The 26,400-nt window shown below is 41.5% G+C and carries 22 protein-coding genes; 9 read left to right on the top strand and 13 right to left on the bottom strand.

Annotated features, from left to right (window positions below):
- Nucleotides 1-100: 100 nt before the first annotated feature.
- A complete protein-coding gene (locus OCU48_RS15300; protein WP_141344677.1) occupies nucleotides 101-1,039 on the bottom strand; it encodes a LysR family transcriptional regulator in 939 nt (312 codons plus the stop codon).
- Nucleotides 1,040-1,167: 128 nt separating this feature from the next.
- Here OCU48_RS15300 and OCU48_RS15295 point away from each other — a divergent pair, with 128 nt between their 5' ends.
- From OCU48_RS15295 to OCU48_RS15285, 3 genes are all read left to right on the top strand, one after another.
- Nucleotides 1,168-2,253, top strand: a complete 1,086-nt coding sequence (locus OCU48_RS15295; RefSeq protein ID WP_141344676.1) for a DUF1214 domain-containing protein — start codon at nucleotides 1,168-1,170, stop codon at nucleotides 2,251-2,253.
- A gap of 221 nt (nucleotides 2,254-2,474) precedes the next feature.
- Complete coding sequence (gene pdxY, locus OCU48_RS15290) at nucleotides 2,475-3,347, top strand: pyridoxal kinase (RefSeq protein ID WP_141344675.1); 873 nt, start codon at nucleotides 2,475-2,477, stop codon at nucleotides 3,345-3,347.
- An 11-nt stretch (nucleotides 3,348-3,358) separates the two neighbouring features.
- The gene (locus OCU48_RS15285; protein ID WP_141344674.1) at nucleotides 3,359-5,050 is read left to right on the top strand and encodes a cation:proton antiporter domain-containing protein; all 1,692 of its coding nucleotides are present in this window, start codon (nucleotides 3,359-3,361) and stop codon (nucleotides 5,048-5,050) included.
- Between the two features lie 307 nt (nucleotides 5,051-5,357).
- On the opposite strand, the gene OCU48_RS15280 is transcribed toward OCU48_RS15285, so the two are convergent.
- From OCU48_RS15280 to OCU48_RS15270, 3 genes are all read right to left on the bottom strand, one after another.
- Nucleotides 5,358-5,693 carry a PBPRA1643 family SWIM/SEC-C metal-binding motif protein gene (locus OCU48_RS15280; protein WP_141344673.1) on the bottom strand — a complete coding sequence of 112 codons (336 nt, stop codon included), beginning with the start codon at nucleotides 5,691-5,693 and terminating at the stop codon, nucleotides 5,358-5,360.
- A gap of 117 nt (nucleotides 5,694-5,810) precedes the next feature.
- A complete protein-coding gene (locus tag OCU48_RS15275) occupies nucleotides 5,811-7,004 on the bottom strand; it encodes an acetate/propionate family kinase (protein WP_141344672.1) in 1,194 nt (397 codons plus the stop codon).
- Nucleotides 7,005-7,370: 366 nt separating this feature from the next.
- Nucleotides 7,371-9,296, bottom strand: a complete 1,926-nt coding sequence (locus OCU48_RS15270; RefSeq protein WP_141344671.1) for a DEAD/DEAH box helicase — start codon at nucleotides 9,294-9,296, stop codon at nucleotides 7,371-7,373.
- 399 nt (nucleotides 9,297-9,695) lie between these two features.
- Between OCU48_RS15270 and rnb the strand changes: the two genes are divergently transcribed.
- From rnb to OCU48_RS15255, 3 genes are all read left to right on the top strand, one after another.
- The gene (rnb, locus tag OCU48_RS15265; RefSeq protein WP_141344670.1) at nucleotides 9,696-11,681 is read left to right on the top strand and encodes an exoribonuclease II; all 1,986 of its coding nucleotides are present in this window, start codon (nucleotides 9,696-9,698) and stop codon (nucleotides 11,679-11,681) included.
- Nucleotides 11,682-11,834: 153 nt separating this feature from the next.
- Complete coding sequence (locus tag OCU48_RS15260; RefSeq protein ID WP_141344669.1) at nucleotides 11,835-12,617, top strand: AraC family transcriptional regulator; 783 nt, start codon at nucleotides 11,835-11,837, stop codon at nucleotides 12,615-12,617.
- 64 nt (nucleotides 12,618-12,681) lie between these two features.
- Nucleotides 12,682-13,830, top strand: coding sequence for an iron-containing alcohol dehydrogenase (locus OCU48_RS15255; protein WP_141344668.1), 1,149 nt, complete (start codon nucleotides 12,682-12,684; stop codon nucleotides 13,828-13,830).
- A 243-nt stretch (nucleotides 13,831-14,073) separates the two neighbouring features.
- Here OCU48_RS15255 and OCU48_RS15250 read toward each other — a convergent pair whose 3' ends face one another.
- On the bottom strand, nucleotides 14,074-14,511 hold the full coding sequence (locus OCU48_RS15250) for an RNA-binding S4 domain-containing protein (RefSeq protein ID WP_141344667.1): 438 nt from the start codon (nucleotides 14,509-14,511) through the stop codon (nucleotides 14,074-14,076).
- Between the two features lie 57 nt (nucleotides 14,512-14,568).
- A complete protein-coding gene (locus OCU48_RS15245) occupies nucleotides 14,569-15,180 on the bottom strand; it encodes a glutathione S-transferase (RefSeq protein WP_141344666.1) in 612 nt (203 codons plus the stop codon).
- 169 nt (nucleotides 15,181-15,349) lie between these two features.
- Here OCU48_RS15245 and OCU48_RS15240 point away from each other — a divergent pair, with 169 nt between their 5' ends.
- Nucleotides 15,350-16,378: a DUF4382 domain-containing protein gene (locus OCU48_RS15240; protein ID WP_141344665.1), complete on the top strand. Its 1,029-nt coding sequence runs from the start codon at nucleotides 15,350-15,352 to the stop codon at nucleotides 16,376-16,378.
- Between the two features lie 161 nt (nucleotides 16,379-16,539).
- Here the strand turns inward: OCU48_RS15240 and OCU48_RS15235 are convergent, their stop codons facing one another.
- The 7 genes from OCU48_RS15235 to OCU48_RS15205 all read right to left on the bottom strand — a co-directional run bounded on the left by OCU48_RS15235 (nucleotide 16,540) and on the right by OCU48_RS15205 (nucleotide 24,301).
- A complete protein-coding gene (locus tag OCU48_RS15235) occupies nucleotides 16,540-17,769 on the bottom strand; it encodes a hypothetical protein (protein ID WP_141344664.1) in 1,230 nt (409 codons plus the stop codon).
- A 349-nt stretch (nucleotides 17,770-18,118) separates the two neighbouring features.
- Nucleotides 18,119-19,027: a LysR substrate-binding domain-containing protein gene (locus OCU48_RS15230; protein WP_141344663.1), complete on the bottom strand. Its 909-nt coding sequence runs from the start codon at nucleotides 19,025-19,027 to the stop codon at nucleotides 18,119-18,121.
- Nucleotides 19,028-19,048: 21 nt separating this feature from the next.
- Nucleotides 19,049-20,482, bottom strand: coding sequence for an ABC transporter ATP-binding protein (locus OCU48_RS15225; protein WP_141344662.1), 1,434 nt, complete (start codon nucleotides 20,480-20,482; stop codon nucleotides 19,049-19,051).
- Entirely contained in the window at nucleotides 20,475-21,263 is a 789-nt protein-coding gene (locus OCU48_RS15220; protein ID WP_141344661.1) for an ABC transporter permease, read from the bottom strand. Before OCU48_RS15220 ends, OCU48_RS15225 begins: the two co-directional genes overlap by 8 nt.
- The gene (locus OCU48_RS15215; protein ID WP_244312245.1) at nucleotides 21,260-22,207 is read right to left on the bottom strand and encodes an ABC transporter permease; all 948 of its coding nucleotides are present in this window, start codon (nucleotides 22,205-22,207) and stop codon (nucleotides 21,260-21,262) included. The genes OCU48_RS15220 and OCU48_RS15215 overlap by 4 nt, the downstream gene beginning before the upstream one ends.
- A complete protein-coding gene (locus OCU48_RS15210) occupies nucleotides 22,197-23,726 on the bottom strand; it encodes an ABC transporter substrate-binding protein (RefSeq protein ID WP_141344660.1) in 1,530 nt (509 codons plus the stop codon). Before OCU48_RS15210 ends, OCU48_RS15215 begins: the two co-directional genes overlap by 11 nt.
- Nucleotides 23,726-24,301, bottom strand: coding sequence for a HupE/UreJ family protein (locus tag OCU48_RS15205; protein ID WP_167496163.1), 576 nt, complete (start codon nucleotides 24,299-24,301; stop codon nucleotides 23,726-23,728). The genes OCU48_RS15210 and OCU48_RS15205 overlap by 1 nt, the downstream gene beginning before the upstream one ends.
- A 302-nt stretch (nucleotides 24,302-24,603) precedes the next feature.
- Here OCU48_RS15205 and OCU48_RS15200 point away from each other — a divergent pair, with 302 nt between their 5' ends.
- Together OCU48_RS15200 and OCU48_RS15195 are read left to right on the top strand one after the other, a co-directional pair.
- Nucleotides 24,604-25,380: a hypothetical protein gene (locus OCU48_RS15200; RefSeq protein WP_337983911.1), complete on the top strand. Its 777-nt coding sequence runs from the start codon at nucleotides 24,604-24,606 to the stop codon at nucleotides 25,378-25,380.
- A 1-nt stretch (nucleotide 25,381) separates the two neighbouring features.
- On the top strand, nucleotides 25,382-26,380 hold the full coding sequence (locus tag OCU48_RS15195; RefSeq protein WP_141344657.1) for a HupE/UreJ family protein: 999 nt from the start codon (nucleotides 25,382-25,384) through the stop codon (nucleotides 26,378-26,380).
- The last annotated feature ends 20 nt before the right edge of the window (nucleotides 26,381-26,400 follow it).

Raw genomic sequence — 26,400 nt, 5'->3', positions numbered from 1 at the left:
TTATTCAATTTAATTCACTAGCAATTTTAAGGGTTAGTTTATGTCGATGATACTGAGACAATGAAAACCGGTGTTACTATGCCATCAACAAAAATCGTATCTACACTAATAATTCGGATATCTTTTTAGAAAGCAACTCGCCCATCCATTGATGAGCAGCACTATTGTTACTGCGTTCATGATACATAAGAAAGACAGGTACTGAGTATGTATCATTACTTTCAATCTGCGCCGATTTCAATTGTACAAAGTCTTCTCCATAGTTTCTAAGTCCCTGCAAACAATTTGTTCCGAATAAGATTGCGTCTGAGTCCGACACAACATCAATCAATACTTGGGTTTGTGAACTTCTCAATATTGGGCGTCTATCCACCATCAGATCTTTATATATTTTAGTAATTGGCGCACTGAACGAGTGATATTGGTCTTCCTCGATTGCCATCCCTACCATGGAATAGGCAAACGTATCCTCAATATCGACATCATTATTAACTAACAATGGGTGGCCTGGTCTAACGAAAAGTTGCGGTTTAAGAGTGCCTATTTGTTTTGATACATAACGTGGATTTGCAGAGTCTGCAAAGTACAGCGCGAAATCAATCTGGCCCTGATCTAAAGATGAATAAGGATTGGCTTTAGCTGCATATTCCGACACACGTACAGCAGGCGCTATCTCTTTTAGTTCTTTCATAAGTAACGGCGTTAAAGGACTGGATAAAAGAGCCGGAAGAGATATAGCAAACGCACTATCCGCTTTTTTCGGATCAAACGCTTGTTGACTAAAAACTTCACTCACTTGTGGTAACAAACTCAACAGCTGTTTTTCTATTTCCAACGCTTTTTCTGTAGGTACAAGTCCAGACGCTACTCGGGTAAACAGTGGATCATCAAAGGTGTCTCTTAAGCGCGCCAGCGAACGGCTTACTGCTGACTGGGAAACAAACAAAACCTCGGCTGCTCTAGTGACATTCCTCTCTTTAAGAAGGACGTCTAGTATTACCAGCAAATTGAGATCGACTCTCGATAACGACCTATTCATAGTCAATTCACATTATTCGATTTGATCATAATTGATTATAAATATAAGTCGATAGACGAATTTCATGCAAGTGCTAATATTTATTTCAACAAATACATCATTAAATCCAACCAATATTAGGTATGACTATGACGAACTTATTTAAACTTTCTGCCGTTTCATCTTTGGTTCTAGCCAGCATGACTGTTCCTATGCACGCTATCGCAGCAGAGACTATTTCTGTCACTGAACAAAACTACAACCAAGCTGCTGCCGCAAAATATATGGGTAACTGGGATAAGCATGGTGCTGACAAGGGTATAGTGCATCTTCCAGCACTTGTGCCAGCAGGTGATAAAGCTCCGGTTGTTCGAATGAATCAAGACTCACTGTACTCTGCTGCAATCGCTCATGCAGACAAAGATGGCTTTATTCATGTCACTATTGATGAATTTGACAACAAGTCCGGCGCAGAAGATGTTTACACCTCTGTCCATATCTTAGATGAGACGTCAGCCTCTCCGATGTATAAAGTGGGCCCTGGTGAGTATTCAGTGAAGATCGATACTGATTTTGCATTCATCATTTTTAGAGCTGGTGTCGAAGATAAAACCGACGTGACTAACGCTTTAGCAGCGCAATCTCGCTTCCATGTTGACTACTCCGGTACAGATAAGTACGCACCAGAGGGTTATATTGCACCTAACTACAACGTTGCTGAGCGCGATGCTATGACTAAAAAATTAAAGAAAGAGTTTCTTGAAGCAGGCGAAGACTTTTTCTACGTTGAGAGTTCTGATGCCGCTGATGCCAATAATGGACGTCAAATGCGTTCAAACGCTCAGGGTTGGGGCGGAATGCCAATAGAGGTAGGTGTCTCTAATATCTATCGCAACACTAAGCAATTTGACGGCTCAGTATGTCAATCAACGACATTTCAAGAACCTGACAATAAGTACTTCACTTCTATCACCTTGTACGATGCTGCCGGCTATATGCTTGATACTGACAGATTCTCAATCAATTCGTATGAATGGGATAAGAATGCCGATGGCAGTGTAACCATTAGTTTCGGTTGCGGTGACGATGCACCAAATAATCTCGAAACCAAGGGCGAAGACTTTAACTATACCGTGCGCAACTACGGAGCTTCACATGATGTTGAATATGATCTGTTCGGCGGTCGCGAATTACAATATTTAGCCGGTGGTAGCATCAACCCTGATTTTAAATAAAATACAAAGCGTCCATACCCTATATCTAAGCCACCATTAATGGTGGCTTTTCACTCGACTGTGCACATTTTAAGACACAGCGCTCCTATAAGCCTCTCTAGACCTATGCAGGTTCTCATCCTACAAAATGTATTCACTGTCAGTTTTATGTCGCGTTAGACTCTCAATAAATGCAATAAATGCAATAAATGCAATAAAGCACCGTTAAGAGTTAGTTTAAAATGACAAATATTATTTCTATTCAGCCCCAAGTTGTTTACGGTCACGTAGGCAATAGTTCAGCTGTCTTTCCTATGCAACGCATGGGAATTGAGGTTCTACAATTAGATACCTTACAAATTGCTAAGGTCCCTCGTAACGATAATGACTGGACAAGTTATAAAAGCGTAGAAAGTGAGATTGGTTCACTTATTCAAGGTGTGGACAGTGTCCATGAACTTGCACACTGCGGCGCATTAATATCCGGCTACTTAGACAATATTAAGCAAGTAGAGGACCTCTACCTTTCTGTAGCTATGCTTAAAAAGCGTAATCACTCTGCCTTATATGTTTGCCATGCAGCGATGTATTTATCAAACAATACGCAAGTCATTTCCGATAATGTAAAAAACGCCGTGATTAACGAACTAGTTCCTATCGCGGATGTTGTTGTAATAAATAAGCATGAACTGTCAGTCATCAGAGGTCGCGAACCCCATAATCAACGGGACGTTATCGCAGCCTGTGAACAGATCCTTGAACTGGGCGCACGATACGTTATCGTTAAAGATCTAGATCTCCTATCTAGTGACACTCAAGCCACATTGATGGTGACACGCCGCAATAGCTTTAAAGTAGAATGGCCGAAATTTAACTTTGACACCCCTCTCATTGGATTGGGAGATCTTATCTCTGCAGTATTTGCAGCTTCGATAGTTAGTGGTATTAATCCGATCAGCGCCTTCTCCCACACCTGTAATGCCGCCTTTGGCATTTTGAAAATCACTGAAGAACACAACTCGAACGAGTTGCAAACTGTTGCAGGTCAATATGAATTCGTGGAACCAACCTACGAACTCCCTGTGATAAAGATCCAACACTCAACAACTCACTAATTGGCTATATCATGGACTCTATTAGTTTTTTCTATTTCATAGCCTATGTGTTTTCTATTGCAGGTCTATTTGTGGTTGGTTCTTCAATTCTAGGGTTGGGCACGATTGTAGGATTTATTTTGGCCGGCGTAGCACTTGGACCTTTTACACCTGGATTAGTCGCTGCGACCAACACTGAACTTCTTCAACAGATTGCTGACCTCGGCGTCGTTCTATTTCTATTTACTATAGGGTTAGAAATGAAGCCTGTAGACCTATGGAAAATGAAGAAAAGTCTGATGATACAAGGTGTGGGCCTCGTCATAGCCATGTCTCTACTCTTTTCAGGATTAATGACTTTATTAGGTTTTTCTTGGCAAATGGGTTTAGTTGTCGGTGCCATTTTTGGACAATCATCATCCGCAGTCGTCATAACTTTACTCAATCAAAAGAGTGAATTTAACTCTGAACATGGAAAAAACATCTTTTCCAATTTAATGGGGCAAGACTTGAGCGTAGTGCCACTAATGGCGTTAATACCGCTGTTAGTTAGCCATCAGAATGAGTCAAGTGCTACCTTTCTAGAAGATACCTTTACCGTAATATTCGTTATTGGACTGATTCTTGGCATTGGAAAAATCTTGCTTCCTTTAGCTCTGAGATGGAGCGTAAGAAAACACAATAAAGATGCATTTTCCCTATGCTTGTTCAGCGCAATTTTTGTGACCGTTTGTGTTATTGAATATGCTGGCCTGCCTTCTACTCTTGGTGCATTTCTACTAGGAATGTTGCTGTCGTCTTCTGATTTTAGACATAGCTTAGAAGAAACAGTACTCCCTTTTAAAGGGGGACTTATGGCCTTATTCTTTACTTCCGTTGGAATGCAAATTAACCCCACTGTACTCATAGATCATCTGAGCACAATACTGTTTATTCTCACTTTAGTTCTTATTGTTAAAACGTTGCTTTCAACTGTGCTTTCTCTCATCGATGGTCAGTCGCTGTCTGTGGGAGTTAAAACCGGGTTTTGGCTCAACCACATAGGCGAATTTGCATTTGTAATACTCGCACTAGCGACATCAATGGGGGTATTTACCGATTCCCAATCGGGAATAATGATTGCGATTGTCAGTCTGAGCATGATTCTGTCTTCATTTAGCATTAATCTCGGCGACAAAATTGTTGCTAAGTTTCTCCGCAGAACTGAGTCGTTTGATGTTTTACCTAACGAAGAACGTGGTGCTTTAGTGATTATCGGTATGGATGAAGTCGGCCAGCTCATGGCTACAATGGCTCAGCGAGCGCAGATCCCATATATCGCTCTGGATTACAACTACGACCAAGTAAAAACCAGCAAACAACTCGGGCTAAACACCTATTTTGGCGATGCCCTGAGATCCAGCGTCCGCAAGAAAGCCCATTTAGATGATGCCAAGGCCGTGTTTGTTTCGATTCATGAACCAACTAGACTTAAAAGAGTCTGTGGAGTACTTGCTCAATATCCCAACCTAGATATTTATGCGCGTACTCAGTCGAAAAAAGACGAACTGGAGTTAAAAAAACTAGGTGTTCAGTTTACAGCCTCTACCTACATAGAAAGCACTCTAATTAGAGGTCGAAAAATACTGCTCAATTTTGGTATTGCGGAAGACACTTCCATGACTTTAGTCGATGAATTGATGACGGAAATGTCAGAATTGGACCTTCAAGCATACAAACACTAGTTGACCTGATCACTGAGAAAGTATCATTTTCAGAACAACCGAACCTATTCAAAAAATAGGTTTGGTAATGACAATCGTAATCAATCACCGATGTGGCTAGCCAGTGAAAACACTGGATAACGGCGTTAGAATTTTGGATTAAAAAAATAACTAGCTATCGAAAGATTCGGCTTTGTTTTCGAGTGTTTTCTCTTCGATATCTTAGAGTGATTGGAATACAAAGAGTGACACGTTCTTTATTTAATCCTACGAGCATAAAAAAACCGTCCATTGGACGGCTTAAGAGAAGCGATTATAGTATTGGTGATTAGCGGCCACAGCACTTTTTATACTTCTTACCACTACCACAACTACAAGGGTCGTTACGTTCTGGCGTTTTTTCGAAGCGTTGAGTCTTCGGCTTATTAAGTATCGTCTCTAACTCAGCGATGTTCTCATCAACAGTTGAGTCCACTTCGATATTAGCAAACAGTTTGTTCTGATCCACCAAGGCTTTCACCTCAAGTTTGCGTTCTTCACTAACAACTGTAAGAGACAACGGTGCCCCTTCACTACCTAACTTAAGCGTAGGTTCTGGGTTGTAACCACTTTTTCCGTAGTTACTCATGATATCAGGGGTACCACGATAGAAAAATTTAGACATGACTTCTCTCACAATTTTCAAAAATGCAGTGTACAGGTAACCAAAGCGTTTAGCGACACTGATTAGAATGAAAAAAGGCGACCCTAAGGTCGCCTTTCAAAGTTTGTTCGCTTTAACTTATAGAAGCTCTACAGATTGCTTAGCAATTACGAATTCTTCGTTCGTAGGTACCACTAGCACTTTCGCACCTAAAAGCTTAGATTCTGCAATTTGACCTGCAGCACCAAAGCGTGCTGCTTCGTTACCCGCTCGGTCTTCAACAAAGCCAAGTAGGGCTAGGTTAGTCAAGATTTCACTACGGATATCTAGAGCATTTTCACCGATACCGCCAGTAAAGATGACTGCATCCAAAGAGCTTAGAGGAATCATGTAAGAACCAATGTACTTAGCAACACGGTAAGTAAATACTTCAAATGCTAGCTTAGCACCTTCGTGACCTTCGTCCATTGCCTCTAGAATACCGCGAGCGTCAGAAGTTACGCCGGATACACCCAAGAAACCTGATTTTTTGTTAAGAGTTTCGAATACTTGCTCTGGAGTCCAGCCTTTCTTCATCAAGAACTCAATGATGCCAGGGTCAAGGTCACCTGAACGAGTACCCATCATTAGGCCAGCAAGTGGCGTGAAGCCCATTGAAGTATCAACACTCTCACCATTAGAGATTGCACAAACTGACGCACCGTTACCAAGATGCACAGTAATGAAGTTAGATTCTTCAACTGGCTTGTTCAGCATTTTCGCAGCTTCACGGCTTACATAGTAATGGCTAGTGCCGTGGAAACCGTAGCGACGGATACCGTACTCTTTGTAAAGCTCATGAGAAATAGCACCCGTAAACGCCTTCTGTGGCATTGTTTGGTGGAATGCAGTATCAAATACAGCAAACTGAGGTAGAGATGGGTAAGCAGCCATTGCTGCACGAATACCTTTCGCACCAGCAGGGTTGTGTAGAGGAGCTAGATCCGACAGATTCTCAATTTCTGCCAGCACAGCATCGTCAATTCGAACAGTACTAGTGAATTTCTCACCACCATGAACAATACGGTGACCTACAGCAACAATGGTTTCTTTTAGAGAAAGCTCATCCATCAATTTCACAATGCGATTAATCGCTTCTTGATGATGATTGTCAGGAGCAGTGATCGCTTCTTTAGACTTCTCACCGTTAAATTTCCATTCGACGGTCGCTTCCGGAAGACCAAAACACTCACCTAGTCCACTGACTAGCGCTTCACCAGATTCAGAGTCGATAACAGCAAACTTTAGAGAAGAGCTGCCTGAATTGATAACGAGTACGTTCTTGTTTGACATGAGTTAAATCCTAATTAGACGAGGGGGCATTCAATCTGTGTTTATGATTATCAAATAATTTGAAAATTATTCAAATTTTTTTTAGTTAAATAGTATGACAAAATAAGATACTTTGATCTTGATCAACCTGCAAATTTATTTAACGCCTGAAATTTATTATCGACTAGATAAATTCAACTATTTTTAAGCCTGTGCGGGGCTTTATAAGGTAATTCAGCTCTAGTTATGCAAGCTAAGTCTTCACTTTTGACTCTTAAAAAAGCCATAAATAATAATACATATCCCGGCTATTTCTCTTTGCTTTTTATTCAGACGAAAAAAAACCGGGGCATAATGCCCCGGTTTCTAAATCTAAATTACGTTAGATTACTCTGCAGTAGTACGGCGAGAGTTACCACGTTCACCACGATGGGCACCACGGTTGTCACTACCACGGTTACGATCGAAACGACGCTCGCCATCACGGCCGCCTTCACGATTGCCACCGCCTTCACGGTTGCCACGATAGCCACCACCTTCACGGTTGCCACGGTAACCGCCACCTTCACGTTGACCACGTCCGCCATCACGACGACCACCGCCATCACGACGTCCACCACGAGACTCGCGGAAGTCATCAAAATCACAAACTACAGCTGCAGTTTCTTTTTGGCGAATACGTAGCTTGCTCAGTTTACCGGCAGTTTCAGAGTTCATCGCTTTTGGTAGCTGAACAAATGTATGGCCTTGAGCCAATTTGATCGCACCGATAGAACCTTTAGTTAGGCCCAGTTCGTTTGCTAGAGCACCAACGATGTCTTTAACCTGAACACCTTGGTCACGACCAACTTGTAGTTGGTAAGTATCCCAGTCTTTAGTTTCGCCGCCGTAGCTACGACCACCTTCGCGACCACCATCACGACCATCACGACCGCCTTCACGACGTTCTGCACGACGCTTCTTATCACGTGCGATAGCAGAAGTCATTGGGTCTTCACCAACGTAGAACAACGGACGCTTGCCTTGTTGGCGACGAAGTAGAATCGCAGCTAGAGTTGCAGCATCAATTTCTAGGTTAGTCTGTAGTTTTTCTACAAGTTCAGAGAATTTCTCTAGAGAAGAGTGCTCTGTATCTGCTTGAAGCTCAAGACCTAATTTTTTCAGACGAGCTTCTGCAACTTGATCACGCAGAGGAAGTTGAATTTCTTCCATTGCTGACTTAGTTACGCGCTCAATGGTACGAAGCATGCGCATTTGGTTAGTGCGAACAAGTAGGATCGCTTTACCTTTACGTCCAGCACGACCAGTACGGCCAATACGGTGGATGTAAGATTCAACATCAAATGGAATGTCGTAGTTAAATACGTGAGTAATACGAGGTACATCAAGACCACGAGCAACAACATCAGTTGCTACTAGGATATCGATAACGCCACGTTTAATGTTGTCTACAGTACGCTCACGTTGTGACTGTGGAATGTCACCGTGAAGTGCAGCTACTTTAAAGCCACGGTCTGCTAGGTAGCTAGCTAGACGCTCAGTGTCTTGACGAGTACGCACGAATACGATAGAAGCATCAGTTTCTTCAGTTTCAAGAATACGAGTCATTGCTTCGTCTTTCTCGATACCTTTAACTACCCAGAATTGTTGCTCTACTTTGTCAACAGTGTGGTTCTTACCAGCAACATCAACAAATGCAGGATCACGCAAGAAGCGCTCAACAATTTTCTTAAGCATTGGAGGCATAGTTGCAGAGAACAATACGCGCTGAGCAGACGCAGGAGCGTGCTCAAGGATAGCGGTAACGTCTTCTACGAAGCCCATGTTTAGCATTTCGTCCGCTTCATCAAGAACGAACGTATTTACTTCGTCAAGGTGCAGACGGTCACGGTTGATCAAGTCTTGTACACGACCTGGAGTACCAACAACGATATGAGTGCCGTTCTTAAGAGCACGCATTTGGTCAACGATTGAAGCACCGCCGTAGATTTCAAGAACCTTAAGACCACGGATGTTCTTACCAAGGTTTTTAATTTCTGCTGCTACCTGGATTGCTAGCTCACGCGTTGGTGCAAGGATAATCGCTTGCGGCTTACGCTGGTCTAGTTCCAGTTTATGAAGAAGAGGAAGAGAGAAGGCAGCAGTTTTACCAGTACCTGTTTGCGCTTTACCTAGCGCGTCCTTACCTTCAAGAAGCAAAGGAATAGAAGCTGCTTGAATAGGTGTAGGAGAAACAAAGCCCATGCCATCAAGAGCAGATAGGATTTGTTCGTTAAGTTCTAAATCGCTGAATTTAATTTCAGATTCTTGCATCGGGATCCCACTATAATGTGTTCATAAAAACGGTCCCAGGTGCTCTCTAAATTCATACACCGATCCAGCAATACACACTAAATCCTTTCAGAAGGGATAAGTATATAAAACGCATCAAGCCGCTAGGGACAAAGTCGAAGGAGGCGCATTCTGCACTAAAACCACATAGAAAGCTAGAAAAAATTGAGTTCCGTCACAAATTTAAATCAATTTGTCGTCAAACTGTCATTTCTGGCTCGTAAATTGATCTCTTGGTGCTGTACATGCGGACCTTATTTTTCAATACGCAGTACAGTGTAGTGCGCAACTGGTTAAATTGCGCTCAGTTATTCACCAGGACTGGCTAAAAAGCACCGAAATCATTATAGTGTGCCGGTTATTTCATTAAGATAAAGATAGATGTTTGCAGACAATCCGTTGCTTGCTCAACTAAAACAGCAGATCAAAGAAACTATCCCTACCAAAGAAGGGACAATCAAGGCGACCGACAAAAAGTTTGGCTTTTTAGAAGTCGATAGCAAGACAAGCTATTTCATCCCGCCGCCGCACATGAAAAAGTGTATGCACGGTGACAGAGTCGTTGCTCTTATTCGCACTGAGAATGACAAAGAATTCGCAGAACCAGATCAGTTGGTTGAACAAGCCGTCACTCGTTTCATTGGTCGTATTAAGCTGTTTAAGGGCCGTCTCAACGTTGTACCTGACCAACCGCAACTACGTAATCTATCTCTAAAAGCCAAAACAGCTAAAGGCCTAAAGCATGACATGTTTGCTGAAGGTGATTGGGTTGTCGCTAAAGTCATTCAACACCCTCTTAAGGGTGATAATGATTTCATGGTTGAAATTACTGAAAAAATTACGGATGCGAACGACAAGATTGCTCCTTGGTGGGTAACCCTAGCAGAAAATGATTTACCAAATTCTGAGCCTACCGGTATTGATGACTGGAAGCTTCACGATGATGCAGACTTAGTCCGAGAAGATCTCACACATATTCCTTTTGTCACCATCGATGGTGAGTCAACGAAGGATATGGATGATGCTCTGTATGCTCGTAAAACAGCCAAAGGTAACTTCGAGTTGACGATCGCAATAGCCGATCCTACCGCTTACATCACTCCAGATGATCAAATGGATAAAGTGGCTCGCGAGCGTGGTTTTACCATTTACTTGCCCGGCCGTAATATCCCGATGTTGCCTCGCGATCTTGCTGATAACCTGTGCTCTCTTATCCAAGACGAAGAGCGCCCTGCTCTATGTTGCACCGTGACAGTTAATAGCGATGGTACTATCCAAGATGATATTCGTTTCTTTGCTGCCAACATCAAATCTCACGCTCGACTCGCTTACAACAATGTTTCTGACTTCCTTGAAACCGGCAGTTGTGAAAAGTGGACACCAAGCAAAGAAATTGCAGCGATTGTGAACGATCTTGCAGAAATGGCGAAGGCCCGCAGTGAGTGGAGAGAAAACAATGCTGTTATCTTCCCTGATCGTCCAGATTATCGTTTTGAGCTGAGTGAAGATAACGATGTGATTGCGATTCACTCAGATATGCGCCGCTCCGCCAACAAGTTAGTTGAAGAAGCAATGATCACCGCTAATATTTGTGCCGGTCGAGTGCTAAGCGACAAACTTAATATGGGTATATTTAATACTCATGCTGGCCTTAAAGAAGATAAAGTTTCTAACGTTATCGACTTAATCACAGAGCACGGTGCAGAAGGCTTCAACGCTGATAATGTTATCACGCTTGACGGGTTTACTGCCCTACGCCGCTGGCTAAATAACCAAGAAACTCAGTATCTAGACAACCGAATTCGTAAGCATCAAAGCTACGGAGAAATGGGTAACAAGCCTGCACCACACTTTGCTATGGGGTTAGATATTTACGCAACGTGGACGTCTCCTATTCGTAAATACAGTGACATGGTCAATCATCGCCTTCTTAAAGCGGTAATTCTGAACAAAGAACCTGTGCAAATCCCTGATGATGAAGTAGGCGATGAACTGGCAATTCACCGCAAACACCACAGAATGGCAGAGCGTAAAGTAAGCGATTGGTTATATGCCCGCACGCTGAAACAAGACGTAGAAGCTCAGACTAAATTCAAAGGTGAAATCTTTGATATTGGTCGAAGTGGTATGCGCGTACGCTTGATTGAAAACGGCGCGGCTGCTTTTGTTCCTAATTCTCTAATTATGGACAATAAAGAACGTATCGAATCAAGTGCCGATCAAGGAACGATTTCTATCGACAAAGAAGTTATCTACAAACTTAGCGACATCGTAGAAGTCGTTCTTTCTGATGTGAATATTGATAAGCGTAATATGGTAGCGAAACCAACAGAAGTTTTTGCTGACCTACCTAAGCAAGACGCTTAACCTGCGTCCCCTCCCATAGAGTAGTCATCACTACTCTATGGGTATCTTCGATCCTCACTACATTCCTAAATTTCATACACTTAAGTAAACTCTTTACCATCCAGAGCAAATCTAAGATAGAATCAATCTATCCTCGCAATTAGGAATTTGTACGTGTTACCTTTTGCTTGCTTACATTTTTCAAATCACACCCAACTGATCTTAAAAGACTATCCAACCAAACCCGCAGGTTTTGTTGTAGTGAATAGCGGTTGCTTGAGATTGATGCAGAGCGAACAACAACCCGAGATTACGCCAAATCAATTCATCTTTCTTTCTCAAGAGCATCTGACCACTTCAATTGATTGTGCCAGTGTTTTTGAAGCCACACTGCTACTCGTCGACTATGAAGTATTGTTGAATTTCTCTCCTGCTTCTTGTGAAGAACAAACCCAACCATCAATTTGTTTGTTCGATACCCATCCGTTCGAGCGTCAACTTCTTGATACGTTAGTCGCCAGTAGTGAACTATCTGAATGCAAAAAAGAGGTTCAATGTTATTTGCTAGATGCATTACTTTCACATACCACAGATAAGTACCCAACTCTTTTAAGTGCGATTCAACACGCAACACAAATCAGTTTTAGCGAGAAAGTTTCATTGTATATGGACGCGAGACTGGATAAAGAACAGAACCTACCTATGCTTGCAAAACACTTACAGGTATCCGTGACCACGGTAAAGCGTCGGCTGGCTGAAGATGGTTTATCTTTTACTGAAATGCTTAAGAAAAAAAGAATCTACAAAGGCGCTACTATTTTGCGTGCGGGACGTACAAGTGTCACCGATATTGCTTCTTTATGCGGATTTAACAGTGCTACGCACTTTAGTAGTGCCTTTAAAAGTATTTATGGCTGTACACCTAAAGAGTTCAGACGAGAGCGCAGAACACCATAAACAATGCTTTACATTTATGCATCAAGGTTTGTCCAGATGCCTATAACGACAAAGGATATGTTCCATGCAATTTAGTTATTCCAACCCAACAAATATCTTCTTTGGCCAAGGTCAAATCGCAGCAATCAATACTGTAATACCAACAGACAGCAAAGTTTTGGTTATATACGGCGGCGGTTCAATCAAAAAAAATGGGGTTTATGATCAAGTTGCGAAAGCCCTTGAAAACTATCAATGGCAGGAGTTTTCTGGCGTTGAGCCGAATCCGACCGTAGAAACCCTTAATAAGGCTGTTGAAATCGTCAAAGCAGAAGGTATCACCTACCTACTCGCTGTAGGGGGCGGTTCAGTAATCGATGGCACTAAATATATTGCTGCTGCGTCACTCTATGATGGTGACGGCTGGGACATTATGACGGGTGACTATAAAGTAACAGACGCCATACCGCTTGGAGCAATTCTCACTCTTCCAGCAACGGGCTCGGAGTCTAACAAAGGTGCCGTTGTTACCAAGAAAGCAACGCAGCATAAATCCGGGTTTTTATCACCATTAGTACAGCCTAAGTTTGCTGTACTTGACCCTGACGCTATGAAGACCTTACCAGAAAGGCAGTTGCTAAACGGGCTTGTCGACGCTTGGGTTCATGTATGTGAACAATACATTACTAAACCTGCTGGCGGTATGGTACAGGATGGATTTGCAGAGGCACTGCTAAAGAACTTGAAATCTTTGGGGGATGATTTCTCCAATCGAGATAGTGACTCTTGGCGTGCAAATCTGATGTGGTCAGCAAACCAAGCTTTAAATGGTTTGATTGGTGCTGGGGTTCCTCAGGATTGGGCAACACACATGATAGGGCATGAGTTAACAGCTCTTTACAACGTTGATCACGCGCGCTCTCTTGCCATCGTTCAACCTTCCCTATTGAGAAATCAAATTGAGTTCAAACGCGCTAAGTTGGAACAAATGGGTAAAAACGTATTTGGGCTACAAGAAGGCACAGACCTTGCAGAGCGTACCATTGATGCAATTGAAGGCTTCTATCAAAGCCTAAATGTTCCCACAACACTCACCGAACACGGCAACGACAAGGCAGCGACTATCTCCGCAATTTTAGAGCAACTTAAATCTCACGGAATGACGGTTCTTGGTGAAAACCAGTCGATTAACCTCGATGAAATGAACAAGATTTTAGACAATGCGGTAGCGTAAGCTAGGTACAAGCAACCGTTTAATACCAATCACAGTAAGTAAGTGGTTGGAAATAGCGCAGGCAAAACGCTGGATAACAAGGCTGAACTTTCTGATAAGTAGTTATTCTACAATCAAAAATTCTAACGCCGTTATCGAGTGTTTTAACAAGCTAGGGTGAACAGTTATTTACTACGATCGGTATAACCAGAACGATAACAAAAAGGGCAACCCTCTGGGTTGCCCTTTTCACATAATAAACGCTTAAAAGAAGTCGATAGACTTACGCCCTGTCTTGGGGTTCTTTGGTTTATCATCTTCAACTACAGTTGGTGCTTCTTCCAGTTCAGGCTCTTCATTAACGTAGGCTACCTCGTCGTCAAAACCTTGTTCAACTGCATCATAGCCACTAGCATCATCAACAACCACACTATCTCGCGCAGCAAGTTCGTCTGGGTCAACGTAAATCACAAGATAGAATTCTTCGTTAAATTGAACCAAGTCACCGTCTACTAGCTTGCGTCGCTTGCGAGTATCGATCTCGCCATTTACTGCAACATAGCCTTGGCTAATCGCTTGCTTTGCCTCACCACCACCGCTTACCGCGTCAGCAATCTTAAGCACTTTATAAAGTTCAACCGGTTGTGTCGTAACTTCAACACCAATCGCTTCAATTTCGATTTCTTCTTCTAAATGATCCACAGTATTTCCAACTTCTATTCTCGAGCGAAGCTCGTTCTCTGGTCGCCATTCTAACTGCTATTGGAACTCAGGCATAGCGCCAAGTTTTGTATGCCACACATGTATGTGTGAATAACCCTCATCTATGTCAACCTTAAACGCCCCTTTCATTAAATTAATAAATAGGAAGCCCGTTATGTCAGCCACCGATAAGTTATCACCCGCTAAAAAACCAGAATGACTTAATCTCGCATCTAATTTATCCAAGAAAGCGATAGCTCTTGTTTTAGATTCCTCACCCCATTCGCTCACACAGTTCTCTCTATCAGAATAGAACCCTGTGATATTTCTAAATGCCTGAAACCCAGCGATTAACCCTTGAAACTCTACAATGCGATGCCACATTTCTACTTGAGCACTTTCCAGGCCAGGTGCTCCGAATAAGTTAGCGCTGTTAGGTACTTGATGATCAAAGTAACGACAAATAGCCACAGACTCACTAATATTAGTGCCATCATCCAATTCTAATAATGGCACGGTGCCACTGGCACTCTTAGCTTGAAACTCAGGGGTAATGTTTTCTCCACCTTTTAAATCAACCGATACTCGATCTACTTGTGCACCGATTAAATTAAGAAAAATTGATACACGTCTACAGCTAGGCGTTGCCGCCGATTCATACAACTTCATTAAATACTTCCCTTTAAAAACAAACACCTCGAATAGTTTAGCTAACTAATTCGCGTGTTGTTGATGTTTTTCAAATCGCTTTCATTCTTATGACACAGTTCAATATGCAACATCTAAACTGCGCAACAACATCTACAATTAAAAACGTTAGGTATAGAAGGACGTGATGATGAAAATTTTAAAATACACTGCAGTGGCGACAGCCCTTTCTATTGGGCTTTATGGTTGTGGTGGAGATGGTGATGGTAGTTCCTCAACCACAGGTCAATTTAGCCTTGGCGTATCCGATGCACCTATTGATGATGTTGCATCGGTAACACTCTTCTATAAGCGAGCGGTACTTCTGCCTGTAGGCTCTGGTGAACCTATTGAGTTCGAATTTAATCAAGATGAAGAAGACAGCATTAGTGTTGATTTACTCAACTTCCAAGGAAGTGATGTTGCACCGCTAGTAACAGATCAAGAAGTGCCAGCGGGCGATTACAAGCTATGCCTGTTTGTTCTTGATGGTACCGAAGAGCAAAACTACGACTCATCTCATGTCATCGTTGGTGATGATGTAGACACAGGTAATGCTTTTCCTTTACAGGTACAGGGAGATGGTAAGTGCCCTCAAGGTGTTGGTGAAGAACCTAACGCAGGTGTTCTTTACTTCAACAAAACGTTTTCCATTAATGCTGGTAATAACGATTTTGTTGCCGAATTTGATTTAAGACGTGGTCTAAAAGAGCCTGTAGGTCAAAATACCCATTACACGATACAAAGAACATCAATTCAGTTAATCAATAACCTTGAAGCCGGACACATAAAAGGCACGGTAAGCTCAGACGTGGTAGCAGCCTGTGATAATGCAATAACTGATGGTGAGGTTACCGCGGTAAATGCTGTCTATGTCTATTCTGGTGAAGTAGACCGGTCTAACATGGTGGGTTTCGCTGCAGCACCGACAGATCCCCAAGTAGCACCTACAACCTCAGCTAACGTCAATCTAGCTGAAGACGGTGTGACCTACGAATATGAGATTGGATTTTTAGGTGAAGGTACCTACTCACTTGGATACACATGTACTGCAGGTGAAGATACAGAAGGGTCTATTGACGGATTTAGCATTTACCAAGGAGACGATATTTCTGATCCTAATCCGGTCGAAGTGGTTCCAAACAATACCATTACGGTTGACTTCAACGAACAAGTTTAGGAGATAAACTTGAATCGAAGGGTAGTGGATCGTAGAACCACTACCCTTTTTCGAATACGCACATTTTTCATTGCGCAATCATTTAAGTTTTTGTTTTTTGATCGATCTTTTGGGCAAATGTTCAATCACTTGAATTAATAACTTCGTATAGCTATGTAATTTTAATGATTAATCAATTGTGGCCCGCCAACATGAATATAAAAAGAATCAGAGGTTGCCTCATAAGCATCGCTATTTACAATATAATACTCTTTCCCTTTCTCTAAGAACACTCCTGGAATGTGACCTAAAGAGTTCTCTGCAAGCATGTTTTTGTAATGTCCATTTTCTTTTGGCACACCATCAAATATGTATAATACACTTTGCGCAATCTTCCAGTCACCTAATGGACCTCTATTTATCACTTTGAAACCATAATATCCATTTTCATCTACAGTAAACGGAATTGATGTATATGGTATATTTTCCTTAATTCGGCCATTGTCTTCATTTGTAAAATAATCAAAATCGGGTCTTTTCCATTCGCCAGTCGTTCCGATTACACCCTCGATAAGAGTTACTTTAGGTTCAAACAATTCTATTCTTAGATCACTGTAAGTCAAGGTATTGTAATTTAACTCTCCGGTTTCCGGATGGTAAGCCATATAATTCCCATTCTTATTAAAGTGTTGAATTGTTATTTCATCACCGCCAGGAATGCCTTTTAAATCGAAGCTTTCATTGTCATAAAAGAAGTATTTTGTTGCACCCAAAGGTGCATACCAATCTACTTTATTTACTTCTCCCTGCTTAATATATCCCCGATGTTGTAATGTTTCTGTTTCCCATGGAGATCTGAATAAAAATGTTCCCGTATATCTAGCATATTCACCACCATAACCACTATGCTCTTGGGTTAAGTTATACATAGTTCTAATGCCTTTATACTCTGCAACGGTTGGTAAAATTATTCTTTCTCTCAAGCTAGCTCCACCCCTAGAGCCACCATAGGTCGTTATATCAAATGGCGCACTCGTCGAATGTGCGAATTGATTATGAACTCTTTGACACTCTTCCCCATCGTAGGAAAATGTTAATGCACCTTCAAATACTAAATTTTCAGCACAAATCTCATATCGATTGAGAGTCTGATTAAATATAGATACTTTGGGGATTACATCACCAACTTTTATATCAATTGAATCATGACTAAAGAACCCATCACTTTCAAAGTAAACATGATCTTTCCCATCTTTTATATAACCATTTACAGAATCTGCCGCGACCCCTGTCATTATTTTTGATTGGAACGCACCATATATCAATGATTCAGATTTATTTATTATTGATATTGTATCGGCACTAACCACAGAAGAAAAAAGCACACAAGATAGATAAATGTAACACTTCATTAAATAATCCTAATTTACAGTAATGTTAATAATGTTTTTACCTTTTCATCTTACACATATCTATCAGTAATTATCTACTTGCAAATTCAATTTGACACATTATTCATATCGAAAATGAATAATACATATTAATACATTCATTGAAACCATTATAACTTTGTTGCTAAATTCGGAGATATTGCCATTAAGATCACAAATAAATTCTTACATTTTCACTACTATTCTCTCTCACTTCAATATAACAGTAGCCACTGTGTAACGTTCTATCAGTATGAATTATCTGAAATCAGGCTGATCTAATATTTCATCAGAATTGTATTTAGATGGTGGCTAACGTATATACATCAATCTATTCCACACTTTCTAACAGCCACTGCTTAAATTGATTCACCTGATACTGGTTTTCTCTGTTCTTATTCACGATGATGTAATGATGACTTTGGCTGCTAAAAGTGTTTTCGTGTGCGATGACCAAATCACCAGCTTTGATTGAATCTTCAACCAATATCTTCTTCGCTAACAACATACCCAATCCTTGGCTAGCTGCCTCCATGGATAACTGTGTGCTATCAAACTCTAATACAGGCTCGGTATAGGGCATTCCTTGAGAATGAACATTAAACCAATCTCGCCATCCCTCACTATACCCCATGGTTGAAATCTTCGGATAACCTGAAATGGTCTCTACCGCCTGTGTAAAATCAAAACGCTTAATAAAGCATGGACTGGCGACTACCACCCATTCTTCGTTGTTTGTTAGCCTTTCTGCTTCTTTGTTATGCCAGTTACCATATCCATTTATGATTTCTATATCACAGGATTGTTCAGCAGAAGGATAAAGATTGACCGTAGAATAAAACTTGATATTCAAGTTTGGATTTTGTCTCTGAAAGTCGGCTAAGCGAGTTAAAAGCCATGCACAGCAAAAAGACTGCGAAATGCGCACCGTTAACGCCTGCTGTACGTTCTGTCCAAATAAACCTTGAGTCCCCATTTGTAGATTGTCGAAAGTCGCAGTGAGCAAAGTAAGAAAATGTAGCGCCGGCTCTGTCAATTCAATTTGTGAGCCTTGCCTAAGAAACAAAGACTGGTTTAAGTGGCGCTCCAACAGTTTGATTTGTTGACTTACTGCTCCTCGGCTTACATTAAGCTCATTTGCGGCTTTGGATACGCTTAGGTGACGAGCGGCTGCCTCAAATGCACGCAAGGAGTTAAGCGGTGGTAATGTGCGCTTTGCTAGCTTGTCGCTGCGATACATAAATGTAACTCCCTTCCTTGATCAAACTGTCACTAGAGGTGAGCTGAGCTCGCTGCTATGATTTGCTACATAGTCTGAGATTTTAACAACCTTATGACTCACCTGTTTGACCAATTCCAAGTCATGGCTAATAAACACCACTGCACAATTAATTCGAGAGGTTTGCTCTAGTAGTAACTGGATAGTAGACCCCGCAACAATTGGATCGAGCCTTGAGGTAGGCTCATCAGCGACCAAAACCTTGGGTTTCATCAATAATACTCGCAAAATCGCGAACCTCTGAAGCTCTCCGCCAGAAATAGAGTCTGGCTTTCTGTTCAGGAGTTCAGAATTCAAGCTAAGTTCACTCATCAATCGCGGAATATCTTTACGGTCTAATTGATGCAGTTTACAAAGATCTTCTAGATTTTTAGCCAACGTTATGCTTTGACAAAATGACGCTGGCGGGTCTTGATAGAGCTTTAGCATTTTAGGACGTGTTAAAACTTGATGATGAACAACACTACCTTTGTCACTCTGCACAAGCCCAAGTACTACGTCAGCTAAGGAAGATTTACCTGCGCCACTGTCACCAACTAAACCAAGCACCTCTCCTTCTCTTAGACTCAAATCAACATTAGAAAATAACGTTTTGCCACCTCGAGACTTTTCTACTCCTTTTAATTCAAGCAGCACCTTGTGATTTGGTAATAGGTCTCCACGCTGATGATCAAGATTACGAGCAGATATAAGCGAGCGGGCATATTCAGATTTAGGGGCGTTCAATACCGATTCGCAACATCCTGTTTCAAGGACCTTCCCTTGTTTCATCACTAGAATCTCACCGCCTAAGGCTTTTGCGACCTCTACATCGTGAGTAATGGTGAGCAGTGCTCCCTTGTTACTGTGCTCTTTGAGCAGTTGAATAAGCTGCTGTTTTCGACTGCTATCCAACCCTTTAGTTGGCTCATCGGCAATAAGTACTCTGCCACCAGCGGACGTAGCACATAAATAAGCCAATCTTTGTGCCATCCCGCCTGAGAGTTGACTCGGAACCTTACCTTCAGAGCCCTCTAGACCAAATCTAGCCAATGAATCGATAGCTATGGATTCTGACTTTGGCTTGTTTAATAAACTGACTAGACGCTTCACCAAGGAAATCTGTTTACTGGCTGGCATGATAGGGTCTAATGAAAGCCAAGGCTCTTGAGGTAGCATGGCAACCTCTCTTCCCCACAATTCTTCAATGTCGGCTTTACACTCTACTGTCTTACCCAAAAGGCGAATTTCGCCCTTCGCTTCAAGCCCCCTAGGCAATGCACCCATGATTGCTTGCGCTAGCAAACTTTTTCCTGAACCGGTTTCTCCAAGGATGGTGACTGGCTTTCCCCACTCTAAACTTAAACTCAGCTCCTCTACTATGCAGCCCTGCGATGACGAAATTGAAAGTTTTTGTACTTCGATTACTTTATTCACTTTTTTCTCCTGCTATCAGATGAAAGCCCAATACCATTAGCACCACAGCAATCAGTGGTTGCAATAAAACCCATGGGGCATCACTGTAGTAAGGAAAAAGCTCAACCATCATGAGACCAAGCTCTGCGTGTGGTGGCCTCAAACCAACATATACAAAACCGACCGATGCTAACGCTAGTACCGATGTTCCCGCACCAAAGCAAGCTAGAGTGAATACATCTTTTCTAAAAGAAGGCCATAAATGGCGTTTAAAAATGAGCCACGGTCCGAACCCAAATAGTTCTGCAGCCTGTATTTCTGGAAGTTGTATCAGAGCCATAGTCTTAGCACGTATCACACGAAAGTACTCAACCCACAAAACTAGGGAAATAGCCACGTAAAGGATGAAATATGATCCAGGTACTAGCGCTCCGAACAACAAAATCAGAATCAGGCCAGGAAGAGCTAAAACCACATTAACCAGAGAGGATAAAAGTCTGTCTATCCAACCTTGTTTCCAACCCGCCAACACCCCTAAAGCAACACCTAAAACTGATGAGGTAATTACTGCGATCAACACCATAAATAGCGAAGTCTGCAAGGCGCTAGACAGCCTAGCGAGATTACACCTACCAAATTGATCTGTGCCCAAGGGATTAGCAATGCTCGGTCCAGAAAATACATGTTGAAGATTTTGTATAGCAGGGTCATTACCCCAAAACAGAGCCTCGATTACCACTAAAGAAATCAATATGGTCACTAGTGCTACACCTAGCTTCTGCATGTTATTTAAATACCTCATGCGTAAGCCTCCTCTCTCTGTCTTGGATCAAGCAGGTAGGCCAAACAATCTACCAAGGTATTTACCCAAACAAACATTAATCCCATGACTAAAGCAGCTCCCTGTATCATCGGAATATCTCTACCAAAGATGGCATGGGCCAGTGCGTGACCAATACCAGGCCATGAGAAAAGAGATTCAATCATAACGATGCCCTCTATAAGCGCGACCGACTGTATTCCTATAAATGCAATAACAGGAAGCGCAATATTAGGTTGGGCATGATATTCGAATGCTTGCTTAGCATTAAGACCTTTAAATCTTGCAAATTGGTAGTAAGACGAGTTCAACACGTCTTGAGTCGAGTTTCGGATGATACGACTAGACATAGCGGCCATAGAAAGTGCTAGAGCCAGTGCCGGTAAGATCAAATACTCGCTACTGCCGAAGCCTGCTACGGGCAACATTCCTAATTTCAACGCGAATACCAACACCAAAACAAGGCCAATAACAAAAACTGGCTGTGACCTTAATAAAATAGAAAAGAACAGAGAGATCCTGTCTCCCATGTACCCTGCTTTTTTGCCTGCGTACACTCCAACAGGTACAGCAATAACGAGCGAAAGAAATGTGGCAAATATCGCTAGTTGCACCGAGTGACCTAATTGATGATAGAGTTCTTGGGTAACAGGGTTTCCACTCACTAACGAATCACCAAGATTGAATTGAACTAGGTTCACTAGCCATTCAAAATATTGCACAAAGGCAGTTCTATCTAGGCCTAGCTCTGCACGAACGGCATCTGCAGCCGCCTGATTGACATAATCGTAGCCATATCTTGCTGCGGCAATACGATAGGCGAAATCGCCAGGTAACAGACGCATCATAATAAATGTCAGCGTACCCACGGCCCAAGCCACAAAGCCTGCCTGCGCCAGACGTCTATAAAGAATTCTACTGAGCAAAGTACATCTCCGATACGCGATAATTGTTCTCGAATGGGTCAAACTGGAAGTTTTGAACTCGATTATTTACCGATACCTGCTGCGTATAATAAACAACCGGAATTAAAGGCATCTCTTTCGCTAAAATGACGGATGCTTGCTGAGCTAACTCCCTGTAAGAATCATCTTGGCTAAGCACCATGTCATTCAGTATTCTGTTCAACTCTTGAGAAGACCAATTCATCGGGCCCCAGTCACTTCCAATATGATGCTTTGTGTCATCCAGTAGAATGGCTAAAGGATCTGAGATGGTTCCAAAATTACGTGCGATTAACGCAAGCTCCAAGGTACCGTCTTGATGTTTTGCTGGGATTGCACTCGAGTTGTCGACGCTGACGTCTATAGCAACACCTAGCTCTTTCAATTGAGCTTGTATAGCGGTCGCGATCACCGTAAGTTCAGGTCGATCCGCGTAGGTCACTAAGGTCAACTCGAATACTTCATCATTCCTTTGCAACAAATTCTCCTGGTTAAGCTCCCATCCTTGCGATTTCAGCAGTTCTTGAGCTTTTGGTAGATTTCGCGTTGCTCCTTCGGCATTAACAAGGTGCCAATCCGATAATGAAGGCGGAAACAATTGATTGGCTTCCGAGTTCTCTACACGAACAATATGTTCAGAAATACCATGTCTATCCAGTGCAAGGCTTAGTGCTTGACGTGTATGTTCACTGTTTAAAAAGCGGTGTTCATTATTGAGCTTTAGAAGCACGGTTCTAGGTATTGATAGACTGTGAACAGTTAAGTTTTCCGAGCTATTGAGCAAATCGATACTGGCAGGGTCTAGAGTATAGATAAGATCTGCCTGTCCACTTTGGGCTTGTAAAGCGCGGCTTTCGGCTCTGTGACCCGTTAAATAATGCACCTCTTCTATGGAAGGCTTATCCCCCCAATAGTCATCAAACCTTGTTACATTTAACTTATGAGGAGGCGCAATAACTGATGCTCTGTAAGGACCTGTACCTTGTATATCTACAACCTGTCCTTCACTATCGAATGAATCAGGCGCCAAAATAGCGGTTGAGAAATGAGAAAGTATTGCAAGTAATGGTCGATATGGTTCTGCCAATTCAATGACAGTAACGTCGCCTTCAACATAGAGCTTCTTTAGAGGGATTTGATTTAGAACCCCAGGCTTTTGTAAGGCATGAGATAGAGAAAGCACAACGCTCTCTGCAGTCAGTAGATCACCATCATGAAATCTAACCCCATTACGAACATGGAATTGCCATTTAAGTCCATCTTCACTTACCTCATATGAGCTAGCTAACTTTGACTCAATATTTCCGTTACTCTGAACCTCAAACAAGGATTCGGCAACCTGCATTCTTGTGTATATGTATCCATCTTTTGAAAGATCTTGGCTAGTAAATTCAAACGGGCCACCAATAACCAAGGTGTTATCTTTATCTACGGCTTGATAACCCAAGAATAGCCAAGCGAATAAACCAAAAGTGATAACAAGTATTAGATTTTTTTTCATTATGCCCACGCCATTGATAAACCAAAAACACCAAACCCGATGTATCCCAAACCACTAATCCTTAATATCTTGTGAAAATGTATGTATTGCTGTGGCACCATCCCGAGTACCACACCAGCAATATGGATAATGACAGAGCCCATAAAAAACCCTTTTCTAAACCCTTCTGGGTTTATCAAACCACCAATCTCAATGCCATGTGCATATCCATGAAAGACTCCGAATAAAACTGCAGTTCCCCCCATAAATAGTAAATTTGGCGTAGAAGGCTTGATGAGTAGGCTTCCGAGTAGGACCAAAGAACACGCGATGCTTACTTGATAGTGAACAATATTGACACCGCTCTCACCCAGATATAAACCCGCTATTAAGGATGCAATAAAAAGTGCCGGTATTTGCCAAATGGTCGCGCCACCGTAACGACTACTGATTATGCCTACCGCAATCATGGCCAAGAGGTGCGATGCACCGCTCATAGGATGAACAACACCCTCTAAAAATCCTGCAGTAGATTCAGCACTATGTGCAAAAGCTGAAGTTGAGAGAAAAGATGAAAATAATATGACAAGTTTCATTATCATGCCCCAAATTAAAGTCACGGCTAAGATATAGGAGGAATGTTATATTTTCATTTCAATCTGGACTAGACCTAGATTAAACATTAATTTACATATGCAAACATTTTGTAATGCGTGACAATTCAAAGCATTCACGTTTAGAAATTCTATACACAGATTAATTTTTCAGTCATAAACATGCCTTAGCCTTTATCTCAATTACTAAGTGTCAGAGAAATAAAGTCATGCTTCGTTCGACAACTAAATCATTTATTAGTTTTACAAAACATCCACTTATTATATTTTTCATGATATCAATATTGATATTATTAATTGATAACACTCTTTTTTATGACCGACAAAGCAATAACGTTTCAGTAAATAAAGAGAATCTTAGGAAATTTGTCAATGTTCAGTACGGTCTAGACAATGTAGATATGATAAATGGCTATATAAACTCTCTTGATAAAGATAAAAAGAAGTCTCTAATAAATGATTATCTGACTAATGAGGCTTTATATAACTTCGCTCTTAATCGTTCACTTGATAGAAATGATGAAGAGTTGAAATCAGTTATTACGGCTAAAGCCAAAAATATTGTCGAAATGATGGTAAACGCTGAACAGCCAATCCCCAGCTTTAACGAAGCTAAGACTTATTTTCATCAAAAAGCACATAACTATAACAAACCAGAGACCTATGACCTTGTGATTGTAAATCGAGGTGACGATGACCCAAGTCTTATCAGCTCACTACGAGAAAACAAATACTCTTTACGTCAACTTGTGCAAATGTCAGATTTGGCGGACTTCGACAAAATCCTTAGAGATACTGACACAGCTACATTAGAAGCTATTTTTGGTCATGATCAGACCATCAAAATCATTAACCTAGAAGATGATACTTGGTTTGGCCCCTACAAAACTAACGTGGGCTTACATTGGATAAAGAAACAAACCCAGCCAGCCTTTAATCCAGACTTTGAAAGCATCAAAGACCAGGTTATTGCCGACCTCTACCAGTCACGTATTGATGCGCGATATCAACAGATTATCGACGATCTTATTGACCAGTTAAGCGTTAGAACCGAGGTTTAGCATGGCAAATATAAAGCGTTTTATCTCGTTTCTATTATTAGGATTTGCAGGTTGTTTCTCGACCCAAACAATCGCGCACGGCCTTGAGCCGATCTTCATCTCGGTCATTACTATGGAAAACAATCAGTACCGAGTTGAGTTGAAGTTACCTGATGAGTACAAAGAAGAAAACAGCCCTTATTTTCTGTTACCCGAAGACTGTATCAATACTCAGTTCAACCCTCTTATCTCAACTCTGAACTGTCAGGAATCTTTGCTAGGCAAAACGCTTGATATTCGGTTTGACTATTATGTTCCTCAGATATCCACCTTGGTTAATTACTACGATCAACAAGGGAATAATGAATTAGTCGATATAACAACTAAGCAGTCATGGACAGTACCGGTAAAAGTAGATAACTCAAATCTGAACTTACGTTATTTAATCGTAGGATTTGAACATATATTAGGCGGATTTGATCATGTATTGTTTATTATTTGCCTATTAATGATAGTTAAATCGAGGAAAAAGCTTATTCAAGCTATCACAGGATTCACTATCGCCCACTCTATTACATTGTTCATTGTTAGCATTGGTGTAATAAGCCCTGCAATAGAACCTATTGAAATAATAGTTGCAATGAGTGTTCTGCTTTTATCTTATGAAATAATAAACAAAAAAGAAGGACTAACGGCACACTACCCTGTAACCGTTTCGTTTTTCTGTGGATTGTTGCATGGCGTTGGTTTTTCTTCAGTACTCTCTGAAGTAAACACAGTTAATTTAGTCGAACTATCTAGCATTCTATTTTTTAATTTAGGAGTAGAGCTAGGTCAATTATTAATTGTTATATCTTGGTTGTTCATCAATTTCATCACGAACAGATTCAATTTTGACCAAAAAGAAATTTACAAGGCCAGAGTATTTTCTATTTATCTCACTGGTGGCCTTGCAATGTATTGGGTACTAGATCGCTTCTTTCTATGGTTTGAAGCGCGAAGCATTCATTTATTCGTTTAATACAAAATATAGGAAATCAC

This window comes from Vibrio inusitatus, assembly GCA_024346935.1.
GTDB lineage: Bacteria > Pseudomonadota > Gammaproteobacteria > Enterobacterales > Vibrionaceae > Vibrio > Vibrio inusitatus.
Note: the sequence above shows the minus strand (reverse complement) of the source record. Positions and strands in the feature narration are given on the sequence as shown.